18 protein-coding genes are annotated in these 19340 nt (G+C 48.0%); 14 read left to right on the forward strand and 4 right to left on the reverse strand.

What is annotated here, in order from left to right; translation table 11 throughout:
* The first annotated feature begins 718 nt into the window (after positions 1 to 718).
* The 7 genes from OCV64_RS01420 (at position 719) to OCV64_RS01450 (ending at position 8300) form a co-directional block, all read left to right on the forward strand.
* Positions 719 to 2947 (forward strand): BglG family transcription antiterminator, encoded by a 2229-nt coding sequence (locus OCV64_RS01420; RefSeq protein ID WP_262669054.1) that lies wholly within the window; start codon positions 719 to 721, stop codon positions 2945 to 2947.
* Positions 2934 to 3416 carry a PTS sugar transporter subunit IIA gene (locus OCV64_RS01425; protein WP_147572910.1) on the forward strand — a complete coding sequence of 161 codons (483 nt, stop codon included), beginning with the start codon at positions 2934 to 2936 and terminating at the stop codon, positions 3414 to 3416. The genes OCV64_RS01420 and OCV64_RS01425 overlap by 14 nt, the downstream gene beginning before the upstream one ends.
* Positions 3417 to 3438: 22 nt before the next feature.
* The gene (locus OCV64_RS01430) at positions 3439 to 3747 is read left to right on the forward strand and encodes a PTS sugar transporter subunit IIB (protein WP_262669057.1); all 309 of its coding nucleotides are present in this window, start codon (positions 3439 to 3441) and stop codon (positions 3745 to 3747) included.
* Positions 3748 to 3810: 63 nt separating this feature from the next.
* Positions 3811 to 5076, forward strand: coding sequence for a PTS galactitol transporter subunit IIC (locus OCV64_RS01435; RefSeq protein WP_262669059.1), 1266 nt, complete (start codon positions 3811 to 3813; stop codon positions 5074 to 5076).
* 96 nt (positions 5077 to 5172) lie between these two features.
* The gene (locus OCV64_RS01440) at positions 5173 to 6045 is read left to right on the forward strand and encodes a Cof-type HAD-IIB family hydrolase (RefSeq protein WP_262669062.1); all 873 of its coding nucleotides are present in this window, start codon (positions 5173 to 5175) and stop codon (positions 6043 to 6045) included.
* A gap of 236 nt (positions 6046 to 6281) precedes the next feature.
* Complete coding sequence (gene ptsP / locus OCV64_RS01445; protein WP_262669063.1) at positions 6282 to 8009, forward strand: phosphoenolpyruvate--protein phosphotransferase; 1728 nt, start codon at positions 6282 to 6284, stop codon at positions 8007 to 8009.
* A 15-nt stretch (positions 8010 to 8024) separates the two neighbouring features.
* Complete coding sequence (locus tag OCV64_RS01450; RefSeq protein ID WP_147572919.1) at positions 8025 to 8300, forward strand: HPr family phosphocarrier protein; 276 nt, start codon at positions 8025 to 8027, stop codon at positions 8298 to 8300.
* 1156 nt (positions 8301 to 9456) lie between these two features.
* Here the strand turns inward: OCV64_RS01450 and cas2e are convergent.
* The 4 genes from cas2e to OCV64_RS01470 all read right to left on the reverse strand — a co-directional run bounded on the left by cas2e (position 9457) and on the right by OCV64_RS01470 (position 13356).
* The gene (cas2e, locus tag OCV64_RS01455) at positions 9457 to 9801 is read right to left on the reverse strand and encodes a type I-E CRISPR-associated endoribonuclease Cas2e (RefSeq protein WP_186852398.1); all 345 of its coding nucleotides are present in this window, start codon (positions 9799 to 9801) and stop codon (positions 9457 to 9459) included.
* Positions 9798 to 10730, reverse strand: coding sequence for a type I-E CRISPR-associated endonuclease Cas1e (gene cas1e, locus OCV64_RS01460; protein WP_262669066.1), 933 nt, complete (start codon positions 10728 to 10730; stop codon positions 9798 to 9800). Before cas1e ends, cas2e begins: the two co-directional genes overlap by 4 nt.
* A gap of 363 nt (positions 10731 to 11093) precedes the next feature.
* Positions 11094 to 11375, reverse strand: coding sequence for a hypothetical protein (locus OCV64_RS01465; RefSeq protein ID WP_186852400.1), 282 nt, complete (start codon positions 11373 to 11375; stop codon positions 11094 to 11096).
* 1024 nt (positions 11376 to 12399) lie between these two features.
* Positions 12400 to 13356 (reverse strand): LysR family transcriptional regulator, encoded by a 957-nt coding sequence (locus tag OCV64_RS01470; protein ID WP_186852401.1) that lies wholly within the window; start codon positions 13354 to 13356, stop codon positions 12400 to 12402.
* 342 nt (positions 13357 to 13698) lie between these two features.
* On the opposite strand from OCV64_RS01470, the gene OCV64_RS01475 reads away from it, so the two are divergent.
* The 7 genes from OCV64_RS01475 to OCV64_RS01505 all read left to right on the forward strand — a co-directional run bounded on the left by OCV64_RS01475 (position 13699) and on the right by OCV64_RS01505 (position 19283).
* Positions 13699 to 14091: a Rossmann-fold NAD(P)-binding domain-containing protein gene (locus OCV64_RS01475; protein ID WP_262669069.1), complete on the forward strand. Its 393-nt coding sequence runs from the start codon at positions 13699 to 13701 to the stop codon at positions 14089 to 14091.
* A gap of 17 nt (positions 14092 to 14108) precedes the next feature.
* The gene (locus OCV64_RS01480; RefSeq protein ID WP_186852403.1) at positions 14109 to 14666 is read left to right on the forward strand and encodes a 2-hydroxyacid dehydrogenase; all 558 of its coding nucleotides are present in this window, start codon (positions 14109 to 14111) and stop codon (positions 14664 to 14666) included.
* 118 nt (positions 14667 to 14784) lie between these two features.
* A complete protein-coding gene (locus tag OCV64_RS01485; RefSeq protein WP_317246384.1) occupies positions 14785 to 15390 on the forward strand; it encodes an RraA family protein in 606 nt (201 codons plus the stop codon).
* Between the two features lie 28 nt (positions 15391 to 15418).
* Positions 15419 to 15991 (forward strand): HD domain-containing protein, encoded by a 573-nt coding sequence (locus tag OCV64_RS01490; RefSeq protein ID WP_262669072.1) that lies wholly within the window; start codon positions 15419 to 15421, stop codon positions 15989 to 15991.
* A complete protein-coding gene (locus tag OCV64_RS01495) occupies positions 15991 to 17037 on the forward strand; it encodes an Ldh family oxidoreductase (RefSeq protein ID WP_262669074.1) in 1047 nt (348 codons plus the stop codon). The genes OCV64_RS01490 and OCV64_RS01495 overlap by 1 nt, the downstream gene beginning before the upstream one ends.
* Positions 17038 to 17048: 11 nt before the next feature.
* On the forward strand, positions 17049 to 18185 hold the full coding sequence (locus OCV64_RS01500) for an amidohydrolase family protein (protein WP_262669075.1): 1137 nt from the start codon (positions 17049 to 17051) through the stop codon (positions 18183 to 18185).
* 183 nt (positions 18186 to 18368) lie between these two features.
* Entirely contained in the window at positions 18369 to 19283 is a 915-nt protein-coding gene (locus OCV64_RS01505; RefSeq protein WP_262669077.1) for a TRAP transporter substrate-binding protein, read from the forward strand.
* The last annotated feature ends 57 nt before the right edge of the window (positions 19284 to 19340 follow it).

Raw genomic sequence — 19340 nt, forward strand, 5'->3', positions numbered from 1 at the left:
AAAATCTCCTTAAATCTGCTTACCGCAATCTGTAGATATACAATTATAGCCAATTTTAAGTTACTATTTTTCTACAATGGCGAAGGTGAAGAAATTCGAACTCTTGCGCCGGAGAAGCCGACCTACTGGATTTCGAATCCGCCCCCTTTAACCACTTGGTTATGCCTCCATATATTGAAAATCAATTGTCCGATCAACAAGCGGCATATTCACTTTTCGAAAAACTGTAAGTATTCTGTTAGCGTTTTGCATTATCCCTTGTTGTGCCAATTCTTGGTCTTGCATGGAGTGCTGAATGGGGAACCAAATTTGCGCCCGACAAGCAGGGTGTGAGAAGTAAAAATGAGCGATGTAGAACAGCATATATACGAGGAAAGCCTCTGACATTATCTGGAAATCCCCATACTGGATCTGATGCGGCCGGAGGAAAGCCAGCTGGTCGAACGCTGAGGCCAGATACACGGGGCATATGTGTCCGGATCTAATCAGAGAGCAGCCGTATTCAAAACACCCCTTGGTTCTTCGTTTCCCATACTCGGCGTTATGTCGCCCGCCTTCCGATGTTTTTGTATATATCGCATAATATATTAGTGTAAAAATCGTATTTTATTTACCAAATATTCAATTTTTCATTTTCATTTTTACAGAAAATTTATGATGATTATATTGTAGAAATCTGATTGACTGGATTAGAATAGCATCCATAAGGAGCGATTCCATGGAACTAAATCATACCTGCGTTTCTTTATTGAAGATCCTATACAACTGCCAGGACTATGTCCCTATCAACAAACTGGCCGAACAAATGGGAAAAACGGAGCGTTCTGTCCGATATGACCTAGATCTTTTGGACAAATTTTTTCAACAAAATAGTCTTCCTCCGTTAAGCCGCAGATTTGGTGCTGGCATCTATTTAGAGCATACACCAGGACTAGAAGTTCTATTGCAGGGCTTTCTCTCCACAACCACCCCATATCAGTATAAATATAGCACTCAGGAGCGGTGTCTGTATATTAAGATGGCCCTTCTTACCGGCATTGTGCCCTATATCAGTGTGCCGGAACTGGCGAAAAGGCTGATCGTCTCATATCCAACGGTAATCGGTGATTTGGAAGTTGTAGAGCGGCAACTGGAGGCACAAAGCATCTCTCTGGTCCGGCGTACCCGTGTAGGCCTGCGGGCAGAGGGCGATGAGGAAACTATCCTAGGCGTATGCCTTCAGACGCTCAATGATCACATTTCCCTGGCGGAATTTGATCGATATTTGTACAGCAAGCCTCTGGAACGAAAGATTTCCACTCTGCTGCTAGAGGACCTGTTCCGCAACCTGGACGTGAATCTTTTTCGAGATATTCCGAAGCATGCGGAAAGTATTCTCAACCGAATTTTCAGCGACGAGGCCTTTGGAAAACTGATTTTTTACCTTGCCCTGCTGACCCAGCGGGCCCGTAGCGGAACCATTACTCCGATCCGGATTGCTCATGGAAAAGACACCCTGATGATGACGCAGGAGTATAAGGCGGCGGGGATGATGATGGAACTTCTGTCCCAACAGTATGAGGTCAGCTTTCCAGCCGGAGTGCAGTACTATCTCACCGCTCAGTTGCTGTGCTCCAAAAGCATCGTTAGCGGACAAGGGCGTCTGGGCCGAGATCAGACGCGATCCAGTCGGCTGGATCGTGTGACCGAGGAAGTGGTAGACAACATTCAACGCCTCTATCAAATCGATTTTGGTCCAACCAGGACAGAGTTGGTGGAGCACCTCAAAGCCCATCTCATCCCTACGATCTACCGCATCCGCTACCACCGGTCCATTGTAAATCCCCTTTATGAGGATCTGGTGGCCAAGCACGGGCAATTACTCCGCAATACCGCCGAAGCAGTAAAACCTCTGGAACAGTGCTGTGACGGTCCCATCAGCGACCAGGAGATTTCCTATATTGCCCTGTATTTTTTGGCTGCGATTAACCAGCGAGACCCTCAGGTGATTCGCCCAGCACGGGTCGTCATTGCCTGCGGATCCGGCTATGGCACGGCCCAGGTGGTGGTCTCTCAGATGAAAAGCCTATTCAATGTGGAGATTGCTGACATCCTGTCCGGTCGGGATGTCTGTGAGAAGATCAAACAGGGGTCACTACACTGCGACTATATTATTAGTACAGTGGATCTGCCCCAGCTCCCCAGCGAGCTTTACATTCGGGTAAACCCCATTTTCACGCGGCAGGACTATCGAAACATCCTGCAATTCATCGACGCGCGCCAGGCCAATCACTCCTCAGACCGGTACATGGAATTGACCGAACAGCTTGTGCGGATTGCCCAGGGTCATGGCGCTAACCGGAATATTGAACAGCTTCGGTATGATATTCTCTCTCTCCTGCTCCATGATACACGGATTCAGAAGCCGTTCCCCCAAAAGGACAGTATATGGGATCTGAAAGATCTGCTGTTGCCTGGGCTAATGCGCATAGATGTGCCCTGCCGGAACTGGCAGGAGGCAGTCTATCAGTCTACCCAGGCCTTGGAGCTGGAGGGATATGTGACTGAGGCGTACAAACATGCTATTGTTCGCAACCTGCAGGAGTTCGGGCCTGCTATGGTGATGTTTCCCGGTGTCCTTATCGCCCACGCCTCCCCGGCAGATGGCTGCAGGAAATTGGGCTTTGGGTTTATGAGTCTGCGCAGTCCTGTCTCCTTTGGGAATAAGAGCAACGACCCGGTCAAGCTGGTGTTTACCCTGTCTGTTGTGGACAGCTCCTCTCATATGGAAGCTATGATCCAACTATTCAACATGATTTCGGAAAAGCCGGTGCGGGAGACCCTTTTCCGGGCACGTACCAAACAAGATGTGCTTAGCATCCTTCAAAAAGAAGAGAAAAATGCCGGTGCTCCCATCGGTACAACAGAGGATTTTACGATAGGTGGTGTTGATCTTGGAAAAAGTTAACGGTATGATGCTTCATTCCTCCTGTGTCCAACTGGATGTAAAGGCCCAAGATTGGCAAGATGCTATTCGAAAGGCTTGCCGCCCTTTGATGAACGAGGGGTTTGTCACAGAGGGCTATGACGAGGATGTAATCGCGCGGGAACTGCAGTGGGCCACAGGGCTGCCAACCGAGCCGGTAGGAGTTGCCATTCCTCACTCTCTGACCCCACAGCATGTAATCACGGCGCAGATTGCGGCTTGCCGATTGTCCCAACCGGTAAAATTCGCTCAGAGCGGCGGTACAGCGGATGATGGGAAGGTGGATGTGTCCATTATCTTTGTCCTGGCTCTTAAGGATCCCAAGGAGCAGTTGAGTCTGCTGCAAAAGCTGATGGCTGCCATTTCCAATGAGGAGATGCTGGCTTCTCTGATGGGAACATCGGCTCCCCTGGAATTCAGCAATATATTTAACGGCGCTTCCGCCGAATAAATTCTGGAAAGGAATGATTCTTATGATCAATCGAAAAGTACGCATCCTGGTGGCCTGTGGAGCGGCTATCGCCCAGTCTAGTATGCTGCAGATGATGATCTCCAGCTACCTGGACAAGAAAAAAGTGAGCTATGACATTCAGAAGTGCACATTCTACGAATTACAGAACAAGATCCAGGCCTGGAACCCGGATTTTGTCTACACGGTCGGGCAGCCTCCCTTTCAGATGCGAGAAGGACTACACCATGACGGGATGAGCATCTTCACTGGAGTAGGCAGAGACAAGACTCTTGACGAATTGTATGACATGATCCAAAAGCTGGAGGCCTGATCTAAAGGCATTCAGGGGAGGAAAAAACAAAAAGAGCAGTGAAAGAATGGAGGGAACAGGTCAATGGAAGTCATCCAAAGTTTTATCAATTTTATGCAGAATCTTGGCGCAGCCTGTATGATGCCCATCTTTGTATTCATCATCGGACTTGTGGTTAGGGTTCCCATCAAACAGTTGTTGAAGGCCTCAGTCACAGTGGGCTGCGGGTTCATCGGCACATTTATGGTTATGGATCTGCTGGCCGAGTACATTGGGCCCATTTCCACAGGGCTTGTTGAAAAGTTCAATCTGAGCCTGGATGTCATCGATGTGGGGTGGCCCGTAACCGGTTCCTTTGCCTGGGCCGTGCCCATCGCGCCACTGATCTTTGTCGGCGTGTTTGCACTGAATATCATACTCATTGTCGCCGGCTTCACCCGTACTCTGGATGTGGACATTTGGAACTATTGGGGCTTTATGCTGGCCGGCGCCATGGTGTATTACAGTACCGACAGCGTGATTTTTGGCCTGCTGGCGTCTCTGATCACCGCGGCGGTGACCCTCCGGCTGGCTGACTACGCAGCCCCCATTACCCAGCACATCTATCCGGGCATTAGCTTTCCTCATACCTGCTCGATTTTCTGGATGCCTTATGCCAAATTTATGGATAAACTGTATGACCGGATCCCCGGCTTTAACAAGCTCGATGCCGATCCGGAGCACCTAAAGGAGAAAATCGGCTTCTTTGGAGACCCCATGTTCATCGGGCTGATAGTAGGTGCAGTGCTGTCCGTGCTGGCGGGCCAAGGCCCCTCAGAAATTCTGGCCAGCGCGTTGAATATTGCCGCAGTTCTCCTTCTTCTGCCCAAGATGGTGTCCCTGTTGATGGAGGGCTTGTCTACCATCGCCCAGTACACTCAGACCTGGGCCCAGAACATGAAGTTCCTCAAGGGCAAGGAGCTCTATATCGGAATTGACGGCGGCATCCTTATGGGCCGTCCCAGTGTCATCGTTGTCGGCGTCATTATGATCCCCATTATGCTTGTCCTGGCCGCTACTGTCCCGGGGAATCGGGTGTTGCCTATTGCCGACCTGGCGGTGCTCACCTCTTGGTTCTGCTGGTGCCCCGTGGCCGCCAAGGACAACATTTTCCGCGGAATCGTCAGCGCCATTATCCAGGGGATCGTGATTCTGCTGATTGCCACCGCTATGACCAACATCCATGATATCATGGCCGTCCAGTCCGGCTATGTCTATGCCGAGGGGATTACCCACACCTCCGCGCTGGTCATGGGCCAGGAGCTTCTGCCTGACCTACTATATAAGATCTTCAGCTTCTTTGGCAGCTGAACCAGCTTCACCCTGTACACATTGTCCCCGCCTATACCTCCATGCGGCGGTGTGGGCGGGGGCAAGTCTCATCAATAGAAAAGGAGTCTCCCGTGTATGGATCCAAGTGTGAAACCGGATAAGGTCCCTATAAAAAAGCTGCTGTTTGTCACCGATCTGGATAAGACCCTTTTGGATGACAATGCCCAGGTTCCCCGGGAATGTCTGGAAGCGGCGGCTCAGTTTGTGGAGCAGGGCGGGCTGTTTACCGTAGCCACCGGCCGCCCTACCAGAGGCGCTATGCTGTACCCGGAGCTAGTGGAGCTTGTAAATTTGCCCATCATCACCTACAATGGTGGATGTATTTATGATGTAAAGGCGGGACGGGTCCTATGGCGGCAGTTTCTCCCCGAATCTGTCCGACCTTCTCTGTCGGAAGCTTTGGAGCGTTTTCAACAGGTGGGATTTCTCATCTTTCGGGGGGAGGATGATTTTACATGTGCTGTCCGGGAAAACGCTTATACCAGAGAGATATCCTGGAATCGGGAACAATACCAAGCCCCTCTTCTCCCTATAGCCTCGGTTCCGGTTCCCTGGAACAAAATCGTAGCAGCTGGTCCTAAGGATCAGATCGCGCTCTGTGGGGAATTCCTCAAGGCCAATATCCCAGATCCGGTCACCTTGGTGATCAGTGAAGGACAATTTATCGAGCTCAACGGTCCCCGGGTTGGAAAGGGACTTGCACTGCGCCGTCTGGCAGAAATGTTCCATCTCTCCCAGGATAAAGTCGTAGCCATTGGGGACAGCATGAACGATATGGGTATGCTCCAATGGGCTGGTACAGGAGTAGCCGTAGCCAATGGGGAGCCTGAATTAAAGGCGGTCGCCGACCGCCTGGTTTGTTCCAACCAAGAACATGGGGTGAGACAATGTGTAGAGCAGATCCTCCTCCCCATGCTCCATCAGGCCGGCCCGGCTTCTGGCCTGTGATCTGTCGGGGAACCCCTAGACACGATGTCTTTTTCTCTGCCGGGTCTGTATCAAGCGCAAGGATCAGCAGGCTCTGAGATACCCATGGTGGATCATCCATGCTCCGGATCCCTACAGAGTGGATCGGTATGGGATGATTGGCTACCTGCATCAGATAAAGACTTACAGTCAGCTGTGGATCATAGGTATCTCCCAGCCTGTTGGTGATCCGTGACATAATACAAGGAGGTGGCAGTATGACATTAAAAGGGACCGCCGTTTCTCCTGGGGTCGTGGTGGGTAAGGTATATCGATATGAACGATTTGTTCCTACATTCTCCTCTGAGTCCCCAGAGAGTACGGCATCGGAGTTAGCCCACTATCTGGAGGCCTGCCGGCTTGCCCGGGAGGAGATGGATGGATTACGGGAGAGGTTTCAAAACAAGAATGAGCAGGACAAAGCGGATATCCTCTCCGCTCACCTGGAGATCCTGGGAGATGAGACCATCGATGAGGAGCTTCGGGGGTTGATAGAGTCAGGACACATGAACGGACAGCGAGCAATCCAAACGGTGTATGAACAATATGCTAATATGTTTGAAAAGTTACCCGATCCGACCATCAGGGAACGGGCGGCCGATCTGCGGGACATCGAGATCCGGCTGCTACGCTGCTGGGAGGGTCTTCCAGAGCAGGAGCTTTCAGTTCTCCCGCCGGATACCATCGTGGTGGCCTGGGATTTGGTGCCCTCAGACACAGCCACGCTGGACCGGGATAATGTGCGTGGCATTATTACCGAGGTTGGCGGCACTACCTCACACAGCGCAATTATCGCCCGTAACTATGAGATCCCCGCCGTGTTGGGCGTTACCGGTGCCATATCTCAGTTGCAAGACGGACAACCGATCATCCTGGATGCGGTGGATGGAGTGGTTCTCACTGAGCTCAACGATCAGCTTCTGGAGGTTTACCAGACCAAGGGAGCGGTGGAGCGGGAACAGCGCGCCCACACAAAACTCTTTATTGACTGTGAGCCTGTTACACCGGACGGAGTCCGGATCGAGGTGGAGCTGAATATTGCCGCCGCCGATCCGGATAACCTGGCCGGGGCCAAGTATACCGATGGTGTAGGGCTTTTTCGCACAGAGTTTCTCTATATGGGGCGCAATACGCTCCCCTCGGAAGAGGAGCAGTTTCAGGCCTATCGAAAGGTTCTGATCACCTTTCAGCGCCGTCCCGTGGTCCTGAGGACCATGGACATTGGAGGCGATAAGCCCTTAGAATGCCTGGATATGCCGGCGGAAAGCAATCCCTTCCTGGGCAATCGGGCCTTGAGGCTTTGCTTCCGGCATCCGGAGCTTCTACACACACAGCTCCGGGCTGCGCTGCGTGCCTCAGCCTATGGAAATTTGTGGCTCATGTTTCCTATGGTGGCCAGTATGGACGATATTTATATGGCAAAGGCTGCCCTGGAGCAGGTCAAGGCAGAGCTGAAGGCTGAGGGTCATCCCTTCCAGCCTGACTTCAAAACAGGGATCATGGTAGAGATCCCATCCATTGCTATATTGGCTGACCAGGCGGCGGCAGAGGTGGATTTCGCCAGTATTGGAACCAACGATCTGACCCAGTATCTGATGGCGGTAGATCGTGGAAATCCAGCGGTCAGCTCCTATTATCAGCCTTATCATCCGGCTATGTTCCGCCTGATCCGTCATGTGGTTTCTGCCTTTGCAAAGCAAGGCAAGCCGGTCAGTGTATGCGGGGAACTGGGCGGAGATTCACTGGCTGCGGCGGTTCTGATTGGAAGCGGTATCCGCCGACTGTCCATGAATATCTCCTCTGTCGCTTCTGTGAAAGAGATGATCCTTTCCACCGATTTGAAAAAAGCGGCCGCGCTGTCAGATGCCGTGTGTATGATGACCTCAGCTGAGGAAGTCAAGCGTTATCTCAAGAAAACTATATATTCTGAATATTCAGTAGAATGAATGAGGTGATCCGCAATGTATTGTGGCTCTGTTACTGTTCAAAATATTTCTGGACTCCATGCCCGCCCTGCCTCTGAATTTGTGGCTCGGGCGAAAGGCTTCCAGTCTAAGATCTCCATCCGCCGCATGGAGAGCGACAAACCAGTTGGAAACGCCAAATCAATCATCGTTTTGCTCTCCATGGGTATCTGTCAGGGAGAGTCTGTTGAAATCACGGCGGAAGGTCCCGACGAACAGGAGGCTGTGGCTGAACTGACCGCGCTGATCGAAAGCGGCTTTGGCGAGGACTGAAAGTCCAATCACGCTCCACTGGATGTGTGGAGGACATTGGAAAGGAGCTGCATGGACTGTACGCTATCTGGAATTGGAGGAGAGGCCGTCCGCAAACAGGGATCTGTTGCTTGCCGCTCCGGTAACGGTCTATCAATTGAGCGATAAGATTGAAACAGAAAGAAGCACCTGCATGACAGGTGCTTCTTTTCTGCCGTTCGTTAACAAAAAAGATGCAACTTTGCATCTGTTAGGACGTAACAATTTACATGGCTTGTAATTCTTTTTGTTGGTCAACCTCAGGACATCCCACCGAAAGGCCTACTCAAAATCAAAATTATGCGAAACTCTCAACTATTTCTGCCTCATACATAGCATACTCGCTTGAAGAAAATAGATGATTTTGTGGGTTTGTTAAAGTAATAATATTTACTCCGTCATTTTTTGCAGCTATGTCCCTTCCTTGAACTATCTTTCCAAATTAAGTTGCTTTCATAGCAACAATTGGAACATATTTCTTATTATCCAGGAGCTTATGCACGACCGCCTAGGTCATTTTAGGTTTTCAGGCAGTGAAGGAATGCTTTTTCAAAAAGTATATTAACAATTTTTCCTAAACTGAATCTAGCAGGATGATACTCAAATATTCCGCTAACAGCACCTGACTTTTTTCATGCGCAACAATTTCTTAGTCAATTAAAACATAGCCATGAGGAAGTTTTTTGGCTGCCTCACGCTTTAAAACATAAACAAAAGCAGGTTTAAGAGGGAATGAACTTCCTTAAATCTGCTTGCCAATACTGTAATATCTAATTATAGCCAATTATGAATTTCGATTTTGACGCAGGTTTTGCTGAAATGGTACTACTGGCCAGATTTGAACCGGGGCCTCATCCTTACCAACGCCGATTTGACATTTTCCCAATCTATTTTGCTTATCTTCAGCACTTTCCCATTTAATCAGTATACTTTCCATCACTCTTTGGCCATACCACTTCTGTATATTCCACCTCAGTCTATGGCTGGTTATGTGGTAAGCCGCAACTCACGCATTTGCCCGTTGCAGGTAAAACTCGTTCTCCGCTACTTCTTGACCATCCGGGTTAGGAAACAAAGCGAATTCTTTCCCCAAAGGCAGCTCAGGATTTGCAAGGTAACAAACAATGAAGCATGGGATTTATTCATCCAGTAAATTAAGCTTTATGAAAAATCCCGGAAGCTTTTCCTCGTCTTCGTCAATACCGTCCTGATTTGAAACTGTGACCAGTTGACTCCCCTCAAAATCTGTCACACGTCGTTTAGGGTCTCCCCGCATTCGCATTTCAAAGCCCTGCTCTGTCGGAGCGGAAAATGACATGACCGCGCCAGCCGCACGGTCCGTACCGCAAATCCGTTTCCACAACAGCTCTCGGATCCGTACATTCACACGACCAACAAATACTCCTGGTTTCAATTCCAGAAACCACCGTTTGAGCTCTCCACGAACGCTTTCCGGCGCGCCATCCATGACAATGACCGTCATTTCTCTACCTCACTACCCGCATAATTTCTTCCTCCGAATGCTGTGTCCATCTTGTCATCCCAGAGTGTTCCAACCCGCAAACCATTGTCCTGTTCCTCCTCAGTTTCTCCCTGTAGCATCCACGTCAGGTCACGGGCGACGCAGGACAAAATATGGGCGTTGGCAAAATACGTTTTGCATTTCATCCGAACCAGTTTCTTCTGGTCATTTCCAGACGTTAGTTCTCGGACCGCTTCAAAAGCTGCCGGGATCGTGGTTTCTACCTTATAGAAATCTGCCACATCATACACAAAAGAGAGCTGTTTCCTCGTATGGATAAAACCAAGCCCTGGTGAATATCCCAGCGACACCACCGCCGCATGGCACAAACCATACAGCAGTGCGTTGGCCTCAGACAACGCCTGATTGACCGGGTCGGCCCAATCCCAGTCCTCGGCCTTATAGGATCTCTTTTTCCATCGGACCCCTGTCGTTTTCGACACCAGCTCATAGGCTTTTCGAACCCTTATTCCCTCCATGCCGCGCAGCTGCTGGAGGGTCAGGCCATCGGTCTTCATATTGGGAAAGCGAATCTGATACATCCGCTTTGCGATTTCCAAATGCCGCTCCTGATCCATACAGGCCTTGGCCTGGATTAACAGATTTTTGGCACTTCTGGTTTCCCCAACACCAGAGGCATAAAATCGCTCTCCATGCTCCCCACACCAGATGGCCATACATCCGTTCTCGCAAATCGTACGGATTGCCGCATGGGTCACGCTGGTCCCCAGTCCCAGCAAAAGGCAGGTCATTGCCGCAATGGGGATGGGCGTCCTGCCCTCTTTCTGAATGGCAACGATAGCTGTGTCATTTTGCTCAATCACCGCATGTTCTAGGCACAAATAGTTGATACTGTCCCCCAACTCAGGAAGTTCCTGTAAATTTTTCATTCCGTGTTCCTCCTTTTCTCTTTGGAAATTTCCCCACGCACGCGGGGTTTACGGTTATGTTTGTATTCGGCCAGGCCCCGGCAGGCGGTTCATCCCCACACATGCGGGGTTTACGGATTAAACTACGGCCTATAAGGGACTATGCCCCTGATAAGGATATTGAGATGTTATCAAAGCCCATGCTTGGCCCTGCGGACTATCACAGATATAGTCTGTCACAGACTATAATGCAAGGAGGAAAATCGTTCCATTGTATCAAAATTCTGCGTCTGCGTGTTCATTCTGTGCGCTAATAGAATTTAGCGCCATATCTACTGTTTGGTGCGACAGCAAATCTAACATTGCTGTTGCTTTGTATTGGTTTTATCCACCCTTTATGGTATTTGGTGCAGACATAAAAGATGGCATGTTTTTGTTGTGCGCAGTGTTGAAGTTTACACCGTCCATGGTAATCAGTTTACGCCCCTTGCAAAGAAATTCCTCGTTGCCGCTTTCTATATCAGAAAAGCGGCGCAAAACAATCAGTTCCAAGTCGATAGCGGTGCGGCGCTCGGAGAAACTGGATACAGCTATATTTACTGCGTGATAATCGTACAATTCCTTACGTAAAATGTTTCCTCCTATAAGACAAATCATTTTAATCATTGTCACTCTGTCGAGTTTGCTTTTCTTGAGAAATAATTTCTTTTTTCGTTGGTATCGTGCTTCCGGTCCTCAATAGCCTTACGTATGGCGACATCAAACTCTGTCTTTGTTTTGTCAGCGATATTCGTTGTTTTTATCGTTGTTTCTCACATCATGTGTATTTGCCGGATTTCAAATGCAAAAAACGCATGACAAAAATTTCCACTGGCTTGAAAGTCTTTGTCATGCGCTTCTAAGGCACTCATCTACATGTCGGGAGAGCAACACGAATTGTAAAATCAGTTAAAAACGAAAAGTATCGTTAAAATGGACTACTACGGTCAGGTACAGGATAACGTAAGCCCACTAAAGCTGTCAATATGCATAACAATTGTTCAAAATAAGTTTACCAAAACTGAACAGTTCTCTTCCCCACCCGAACAGCATTGCTACAAGCAGGGCTCTTTTTCATATCAATAATCAGCTTGGCAAAAGTTTCGTGCCGCTGAATATAAGGCCATGCTGCTGATTTGTTCTGGACCGGGCACCAACAAATCTGTACATAACGAAGCCGAGCATACACTGGATGTCGTTCACCAGCAGATCTCATTTATGGACTGCTGTCTGAACCAGGCGCTTACACATGAGACGCCCGGGCACCCACTTTCGTCTGAATTTATGAACAATCTTTATGAACGCAGTTCAGGTAGCCACGAAACATTTTTCGGTCATACGGGGAAAACAAAGGTCAAATGTCAAGTCAATTTACCATTGGCGCACATAATTGTGACTATTCTGATGAGGTTACATATCTCGGCACCGCTTCATTTGTTCTTAGCAAAATAAAAAGGGCTCGATACACAAATCGCCAGAGCCAACGTACGGCATAACCAAGACGCAGCCAAAGACGCCATACAGGAAAGGAGATAGTAAAAGCACAGGTTCAGGCCCCTGACCCGTTCTCTGCGCTTTTTTATTTTCTTAATTACAGCATTGACTATTTTGAACTCATTTTCTCGGCAATTTTTTGCGTCAACCTATACCATTACCGAAAGGTGTTATTGGAGGCACAGATTTCATTTATTTTGTACGACATAATCTTAAAGAAATCCTGCAATATTTCTGTTTGTGCATAGCACGAAAGAGCAATTGCGGAGAAATCACATGTAAAAATAGGATTGCCGATTACAAAACAGGCAACATTTGAGGGCAAAGGTGAAAGTCGTTCACCTAATTCCGGAATGATTGAAAAAGACTGGTGCGCACTTGTCATATTGATTGCGGTTATAACATTTGTTGTTGTAATGATACCTTTTGGTGAAACCTTGTTGCGTTCGAGCTCTGTGCGGAAATGCTCTTCCATGCTTTGTCCCGGTTTATAGTTTATGACAGTTTCCCCATTTAAGTTTCGAATGTCAAAGTATTGATACCTACCATGAAGTGAGGGTTCTGGTTCGGACAAAGCTTTTCGAACTGCGGGATGTTCTTTATTACCAATAAGCAGATATTTTTCTTTATATATAGGATAGGCGTAGTATTTGCTATCAAGCTTAACTGGCGGAATACAAACGCAACAGTCAATTTCGTCCTTCTCCAAAAGGGCGAAGTAATCTTCTTCAAACCCAAAAATCTCCTTCACTTGAATATCATAGTTTGGCAGTTGCCTCAAAACCAGCGGTAAGAGTTTTGGCAAGAGTAAAGAATATCTCCAGACAGGAATGCCCACCCGCAGGCTCTGTGAATTATGAGAGAGCGCAAATAATTCTGCGTTAAGTTTTTTCTCCTCAAGCACCACGTTCTGTGCAAATTTGTAGTATTTTTCCCCTGCTGGGGTGAGGGTTAAAGGCAATGTGCGCGCAAAGAGACGAACCCCTAAATCTGCTTCTAAACATTTGAGATATTTACTTAAGGAGGGCTGCGCAATGAATAATGATTCAGCCGCCTTTGTAATATTTCGGTATTCAGCAATTGTCAAAAAATAGCGAAGCTTTTCGGTTAGCATAGAGATATCCCCTCATAGCAGTTGGTGCAAGCGCAAACTATAGCCGGTAGGCTATGTTTGTATAGAATAACATATCTTTCCGTTTTTTTCAATATATTGCTATAATTAAAGCACAAATAATCATTTGAAATATTTATGAGCTTCTAATATTTTAACCAAACGAACAACAAATTCGAGAGAAAGAATATATAAAGTTCTTTGAGCGCCTGTTTTGACGGCCACGATAGAAAAATACATAACCTTGCAAGGCTAAGAAAGGGATGGAGGCATTCTCCCTAACACCTAAAAGGTAATGGGTTTTCCGCCTCAATATTATTTGCAGTGGATAAAGACTACAGGAGTGTGTCCGCTTCAGAGTTGAATGGGGTACGAAAGGCATATGAATCAGCTGGAATTGAGCTGGAAGCGAAGCATTTTAACAGCGAGGCAGAAATCATTGCAGGGTGTCAGGATGCATTTGCGATTTTAGCGACCGGAAATTCCCCCATCACAAGAGATGTGATGGCACCCTTCTCGCCACTAAAATTTGTTCAACGATGTGGTGTTGGGGTCAATTCCATTGATTTGGATGCTACAACTGAATTAGGAAAGATAATTTTAAATCTACCCGGCTTCTGCACCAACGAACTGGCTAACTTAGTAATAGCCACAATCATGGGTTTAATTCACAACACAACTTGTTACGACCAAGAAATCAGAAAGGGAGCGTGTCCGAATGCCGGGAGATGTAAGTGAGATGACGTTGGGCTTGTATGGATTTCGGTGCAGCTGGACGCCATTTGCATGACATTTTCTACAACGGATTCGGGACAAAGGTGATAGTATCTGATCCATACGCATCAGACTCAGTCAAAAGCATATATCCAAATGTAAAATTTGTTTCGTTCGAAATCCTATTAGAAAGAAGCGACATTATCTTCATTCATGTTCCTCTTTCTCCTGAAACCAACCATCTTTTCAACAAAGAGGCATTCCGTAAGATGAAAAACACCGCAATGGTCATCAATACTGCCTGCATACCAATCATTAATCAAAAAGATCTGGTATGGGCACTGCAGGAAGGTGAGATTCTTTACGCAGGGTTAGATACCGTGGAGAAAAAACCTATTACTCCGAACAATCCGTTGCTTAAGATGGATAATGTCATCCTCAGTCCTCATATCGGATTTTATGGAATCGGTAGCAAAAAAACTCAAATCTGCATGGTCTGTAATCTGAGCCAAACCGTAGTTACTTCCGGTTCTTTTCAGGCTCGTTGTGTCGCAACCCCCTTCGTTTTGGACAAATTTCCTGAGCTAAAGCAGATTTGATTTAGGGTAGATAAATGTTTATGTTTCGGAGGTAAACATTATGAGCATTGGATGCAAGATTATTGCCGATTTCCAACGACCTGACCTCGCACTTGTTAAACGTTTCTGAGGTATGCCTGTGGCCAACATTGATGACAACATGGGCCGTATCGCAGCCATCCACGCCAGCATTCGTCCTTTGAATAAGACCCCGCTGTTGGGTGTAGCCTTTACCGTCAAAGTGCCCGAGGGTGACAACCTCATGTTCCACAAAGCTATGGACATGGCCAAACCCGGGGACGTGATCGTCATCGATGCAGGGGGCCACAGTAACCGTGCTATTTTCGGTGAGCTTATGGCCTATTACTGCAAGGCCCGGGGCGTGGTTGGTCTGGTGGTAGACGGAGCGATCCGCGATTATGATACGTTGAGTCAGATGGATATGCTTATTTACGCCAAGGGTGTCACTCCCAACGGCCCCTATAAGAATGGCCCCGGCGAAATCAATACACCCGTGGTTATCGGCGGCAAGACGGTCCGCCCCGGCGATGTTCTGGTAGGTAATCAAGACGGGCTTGTAGTAATCGACCCCGAAGTCGCAGAGGTCCTGATTTCCATGACACAGGCTACCATTGATAAAGAGGCCAAAATCATGGATGATATTCTTGCTAAGTGCGAATACATCCGGCCCTGGGTGGATGAAAAACTTAAGGAAATTGGTTGCGACATCATCAACCAAGAATAAAAAAGCAAAGACGTCTGGAGGGTTGCAAATGATCAGCAAAGAGTTTATTCGAAAAGAATTTCCGGAATTCGATTGGATCGAAGATGTAGAACTTCGAGACAAATGTGTGGCTGTGTTACAGGAAGGAATCGAGGCCGGAGGTTGGACTGAAGAAACAGTGTACCAGTGCCCCATTGCCGTTTCTGAAATGAGCGCTGATTGTCCCGTTCACAACTTGGACCACATTCATGATGTTACCAATATGTGCAAAGCAGTGTGCGATTGGCTGCTTCCCCGTTATAGCTTCATGCAGGTTGATTGGGACATAATTATTGCCGCAGCACTTCTGCACGATGTCGGTAAATTTACCGAGTATGGCGTAAATGATCAGGGCAAGCCTGTTTATACCGAAAAAGCAAAGTTGATGCGGCATCCTTTGGCGGGCGCTCTGTTGGCTTCCAAGCATGGTCTGCCGGACAAATTGGTGCAAATTATTGCAACTCACAGTTTTGAAGGTAATCGCTCCTATCAGTGCCCAGAGGCGCTTCTGATGAAAAGGATTGACACTGCTCAGTTTGGTATGGTCAATTACTTCTTCCCTGCAAAAAAGGCGGTGGAATGATGAGAGTCTCTGTAAAAACAATCCATCAATTCGGAATCGATGTCATGAAAGCTGCCGGTCTAGATGACTATGAGGCAGAACATCTTTCCCATAGCTTAATTTTTGCGGATCTCAGAGGTGTGGGAAGCCATGGTTTCAGCCGGTTATCGACCTATGCTAAACGTGTAGAGTGCGGTGTCATTGCAAACCATGTCAGGGTAGAGATTCTGAACGACAGCCCCAGCGCAATTGTGATAGACGGGAAAAATGGCATTGGTGCCTCAGTCGCAATGCAGGCAATGAATTTGTGTGTGGAACGGGCAAAAGTTTCTGGTTGTTGTTTTGCAACTGTGCGCAATGCGAACCATTTTGGTGTGGGAGCTTATTATTCGCGTGTTGCTATGGAGTCTGGATGTGCTAGCGTAATTGTGGCAAACGGCGAAGTTGGTGTAGTCCCTACTGGCGGCGCAACACCCATGCTGGGAACAAATCCCGTTACCGTAGGCCTGCCCACAGGAGATGGGTATCCGCCCATTATGTTAGATATGGCAACCAGTGCTGTAGCCAGGGGCAAGGTGGTGCTAGCGCAAAAAGAGGGGCGGAGCATCCCTCTTGGTTGGGGTGTTGATCGAAACGGCAACCCAACCACAAATCCGGAGGATATTTTGAACGGAGGTTCCATGTCACCGATGGCAGGTCCAAAAGGATATGGAATGGCGCTGATTATTGACATGCTCTGCAGCGCAATGGGTGGATCTCTGAACTGTCGAAACACCCCCAGTTTCTGGTACGATTTCGAACATCCTCAGAATATCGGCTATTTTATGGGCGCTTTTGATGTCAATCAATTTATGCCTTATGATACATACCTGAACCGGATCGATGACATTATTGATGAATTCAAAAATGCGCCGAAGGCTGAAGGAGTGAGTGAAATCATGATGCCGGGCGAAATTGAACATAATAAGTTCCACGCAAATTATCAGCCCGGTGTTGAATATGGAGATGTGGTTCTGGAGGAACTAAGGAGTATTGGAAAGCACTTCTCCGTTCCTTGTGGCTTTTAAAAAGAGGGCTTATGTACGATTTGGTCATAAAGAATGGCATATTGATGGACCCTCAAGGAGAAATAGAGGGTCCGGGAGATATTGCTGTTCAAGGTCGTAAAATTGTGGCAGTAGGTCAACTGCTATGTAACGAGGCAAAGCAGATTGTTGATGCGTCGGGATGTTATGTGACCCCAGGGCTAATCGATTTCCACTGTCATATTGCTCTTGGGGTCACAGACTTTGCGATGCCAGCGGATTTAGTTCAAATTCCTCATGGAGTTACGTCTTTGGTAGATGCAGGTTCCGTAGGTGCCGCAAACTTTGAAACCTTTTACCGGAACAATGTAGCCAACAGCCAGATGACAGTTAAAAGCTTTTTACATGTGAGCACAATGGGGCAGTTAACACATCGTTTCACGGAAAATATTGATCCTCAATTATTTGACCGCGAGCGCATCAAGATGTTGTGTGAACAGTATCCAGATCAAATTATTGGCTTGAAGCTCAGGCAGAGCAAGGATATCGTTGGTTCTTTTGGGTTGGAACCACTGAGGGAAACTGTGGCATTGGCAGACGAGATCGGTCTCCCCATTTCTGTCCATGCATCTGACTCTCCTGGCGAAGTACAGGAAACTTTGGAGCATTTGAGGCCCGGAGACATTTTCTGTCATATGTACCACCAAAAAGGCAAAACAATCTTGGACGAAAACGGTCGGGTTCTTTCCGAGGTTTGGACGGCCCGAGAAAGAGGTGTGTTATTTGACTTAGGGCACGGTGCCTTTAATTTCTCGGGGAAAGTGGCTGTGGCCGCCATCAAACAAGGCTTCTTGCCGGATATTATCAGCTCAGATTTGAGCTTATTGTCTTTGTATAAAGCGCCCACACATTCGTTTACTTACGTTCTGTCGGAGCTTTTGAACCTCGGGGTCAGCTTCCGGGAAATCATACGTCGTTGTACAGATATCCCGGGCAAACTGATGGGAATCGCACACAATGGTTTTCTTCGTGTCGGTCAGATTGCGGATATCGCGGTCTTTAAAATAGTCGAGCAGGATATTCATTATGTTGACCGATACAATAATGAGTACGCCGGTAACCAGCTGATTCAAACACAAATGACAATAAAAAACGGATCAGTTCTTTACCGAAACGAAACATTCCTGTAAGACAAAAAATAAATCGTAAGGAGACATGAAAAGATGAAAAAGGCAAGAAAAATTTTAAGCAGTTTGTTGGCTACCGCTTTGCTGTTCAGCTTGTCTGCCTGTGGTAATGGCTCATCTTCCACGCCTGTGTCTGATTCCTCGGTTTCCGGCAAAGGCGGGGGGCAAGAAGCAGGTTTCCCCTCTATGACCATCCAGATTGCTCATGTGAACCCCACCACCGATGATGACCAGTATCATAAGTTTGCCACTCTGTTCGCCGAAAAAGTAAGGGCCGCCACCGATGGCGCAGTGACCTTTGAAATCTGCGGTAACAGTGAACTCGGCGCTGAGGGCGATGTCATTACCGGCATGGGGCTGGGCACCCATCAGATGAGTGTTATGTCCAACCTGGCTTATGCCGCTGTAAACGGCCCCTCTAAGGTGAGTGAGATGCCCTTCATGTTCGCTGATTCCAAGCAGGCTGCCGCATTCTTTGACAGTGACATCATGAAGGAAGTCACTGACGGCATGTATGACAGCTTGGGAGTCAAGGTCCTGGGCTGGGCTGAGGGCGGCTTCCGAAACATTCTCTCCCAGAAGCCCATCCGCACCCCTGACGATATTAAGGGCATGAAGATCCGTGTACCTGAATCCGACACCTTTATGAAGACCTTTGAGGCCCTGGGTGCCAACCCCACCCCTATGGCCTTCTCCGAAGTGTTTACTGCCGTCCAGCAAAAGACCATCGACGGTCTGGAACTACCTGTGGCCAGCGCCTATACCGGCTCCTACTATGAGGTTTGTTCTCATTACAATCTGACTGGTCACTTCTATAATGGTCTGGCCATGTCTATCTCCACCAAGCTATGGGAGACCTTGTCCCCAGAGCTACAGGAAATTTTTGTGGAAGCCGCCGTCGAGGCAGGTACCGAGCAGCGCAAGTGGCTCGCCGGCAAGGAACAGGAAATGAAAGATGCTATGGCCGAGGCTGGCTGTACTATCGTGGACGATGTCGATGTTGTTGCTTTGCGTGATGCCGCCGCCAGTGTTTATGATTTCTACCGTAATGAGATTGGCGCCGATTTACAGAATCGTGCAATGGCATTTATTAACAGCTGATTAAGAACAACTGTTTTTTGATAGCTTAGGTTTATCCGGGGTATAGCACGGAAAGCT

The sequence above is a fragment of the Muriventricola aceti genome (assembly GCF_025567565.1).
Taxonomy (GTDB): domain Bacteria; phylum Bacillota; class Clostridia; order Oscillospirales; family Oscillospiraceae; genus Lawsonibacter; species Lawsonibacter aceti.

Coding starts and splice junctions, on each gene's coding strand:
- cas2e (WP_186852398.1), bottom strand. CDS start 9,801: ATGACGGTCATTGTCATGGATGGCGCGCCGGAAAGCGTTCGTGGAGAG.
- OCV64_RS01495 (WP_262669074.1), top strand. CDS start 15,991: ATGAGAGTCTCTGTAAAAACAATCCATCAATTCGGAATCGATGTCATG.
- ptsP (WP_262669063.1), top strand. CDS start 6,282: ATGACATTAAAAGGGACCGCCGTTTCTCCTGGGGTCGTGGTGGGTAAG.
- cas1e (WP_262669066.1), bottom strand. CDS start 10,730: ATGAAAAATTTACAGGAACTTCCTGAGTTGGGGGACAGTATCAACTAT.
- OCV64_RS01500 (WP_262669075.1), top strand. CDS start 17,049: ATGTACGATTTGGTCATAAAGAATGGCATATTGATGGACCCTCAAGGA.
- OCV64_RS01450 (WP_147572919.1), top strand. CDS start 8,025: ATGTATTGTGGCTCTGTTACTGTTCAAAATATTTCTGGACTCCATGCC.
- OCV64_RS01435 (WP_262669059.1), top strand. CDS start 3,811: ATGGAAGTCATCCAAAGTTTTATCAATTTTATGCAGAATCTTGGCGCA.
- OCV64_RS01465 (WP_186852400.1), bottom strand. CDS start 11,375: ATGATTAAAATGATTTGTCTTATAGGAGGAAACATTTTACGTAAGGAA.
- OCV64_RS01420 (WP_262669054.1), top strand. CDS start 719: ATGGAACTAAATCATACCTGCGTTTCTTTATTGAAGATCCTATACAAC.
- OCV64_RS01505 (WP_262669077.1), top strand. CDS start 18,369: ATGACCATCCAGATTGCTCATGTGAACCCCACCACCGATGATGACCAG.
- OCV64_RS01470 (WP_186852401.1), bottom strand. CDS start 13,356: ATGCTAACCGAAAAGCTTCGCTATTTTTTGACAATTGCTGAATACCGA.
- OCV64_RS01430 (WP_262669057.1), top strand. CDS start 3,439: ATGATCAATCGAAAAGTACGCATCCTGGTGGCCTGTGGAGCGGCTATC.
- OCV64_RS01440 (WP_262669062.1), top strand. CDS start 5,173: ATGGATCCAAGTGTGAAACCGGATAAGGTCCCTATAAAAAAGCTGCTG.
- OCV64_RS01480 (WP_186852403.1), top strand. CDS start 14,109: ATGGATTTCGGTGCAGCTGGACGCCATTTGCATGACATTTTCTACAAC.
- OCV64_RS01490 (WP_262669072.1), top strand. CDS start 15,419: ATGATCAGCAAAGAGTTTATTCGAAAAGAATTTCCGGAATTCGATTGG.